This window comes from Bacillus sp. BD48, from assembly GCF_046566805.1.
In the GTDB taxonomy this organism is placed as follows: domain Bacteria; phylum Bacillota; class Bacilli; order Bacillales; family Bacillaceae; genus Bacillus; species Bacillus safensis.
Genome location: NZ_JANGFM010000016.1, coordinates 1 through 738 on the forward strand (window position 1 = coordinate 1; position 738 = coordinate 738).

8 tRNA genes are annotated in these 738 nt (G+C 52.4%); all 8 read right to left on the bottom strand.

The features are described from left to right. Window position 1: 1 nt before the first annotated feature. The 8 genes from ACLGGR_RS19190 to ACLGGR_RS19225 all read right to left on the bottom strand — a co-directional run bounded on the left by ACLGGR_RS19190 (window position 2) and on the right by ACLGGR_RS19225 (window position 733). A tRNA-Ala gene (locus ACLGGR_RS19190) sits at window positions 2–74 on the bottom strand. Between the two features lie 8 nt (window positions 75–82). After that, window positions 83–159: transfer RNA gene (locus ACLGGR_RS19195), tRNA-Pro, on the bottom strand. A 7-nt stretch (window positions 160–166) separates the two neighbouring features. Next, window positions 167–243: transfer RNA gene (locus ACLGGR_RS19200), tRNA-Arg, on the bottom strand. 10 nt (window positions 244–253) lie between these two features. Next, window positions 254–339 (bottom strand) — tRNA-Leu (locus tag ACLGGR_RS19205). 12 nt (window positions 340–351) lie between these two features. Beyond that, window positions 352–423, bottom strand: a tRNA-Gly gene (locus ACLGGR_RS19210). A gap of 30 nt (window positions 424–453) precedes the next feature. Next, window positions 454–536, bottom strand: a tRNA-Leu gene (locus ACLGGR_RS19215). An 8-nt stretch (window positions 537–544) separates the two neighbouring features. Beyond that, window positions 545–620 (bottom strand) — tRNA-Lys (locus tag ACLGGR_RS19220). A gap of 37 nt (window positions 621–657) precedes the next feature. After that, window positions 658–733 (bottom strand) — tRNA-Thr (locus ACLGGR_RS19225). Between the last annotated feature and the right edge of the window lie 5 nt (window positions 734–738).

The window sequence follows — 738 nt, forward strand, 5'->3', positions numbered from 1 at the left end:
GTGGAGCCTAGCGGGATCGAACCGCTGACCTCCTGCGTGCAAGGCAGGCGCTCTCCCAGCTGAGCTAAGGCCCCATAAAAGATGGTCGGGAAGACAGGATTCGAACCTGCGACCCCTTGGTCCCAAACCAAGTGCTCTACCAAGCTGAGCTACTTCCCGATCTTAATGGCGCGCCCGAGAGGAGTCGAACCCCTAACCTTTTGATCCGTAGTCAAACGCTCTATCCAATTGAGCTACGGGCGCTTATTTATAATGCCGAGGGCCGGACTTGAACCGGCACGGTAGTCACCTACCGCAGGATTTTAAGTCCTGTGTGTCTGCCAATTCCACCACCCCGGCGTGGATGGTATAAGCGGAAGACGGGATTCGAACCCGCGACCCCCACCTTGGCAAGGTGGTGTTCTACCACTGAACTACTTCCGCATTACAGGATTTCTTTATTTTATTTGGCAATGCGGGTGAAGGGACTTGAACCCCCACGTCATAAAGACACTAGATCCTAAGTCTAGCGCGTCTGCCAATTCCGCCACACCCGCATGAAACATGGTGAGCCATGAAGGACTCGAACCTTCGACCCTCTGATTAAAAGTCAGATGCTCTACCAACTGAGCTAATGGCTCGCTTTTAAAGCGACTTGTCTATCTTACCATATGAAAGTGGTGCCGGCAAGAGGACTTGAACCCCCAACCTACTGATTACAAGTCAGTTGCTCTACCAGTTGAGCTACACCGGCTTTAT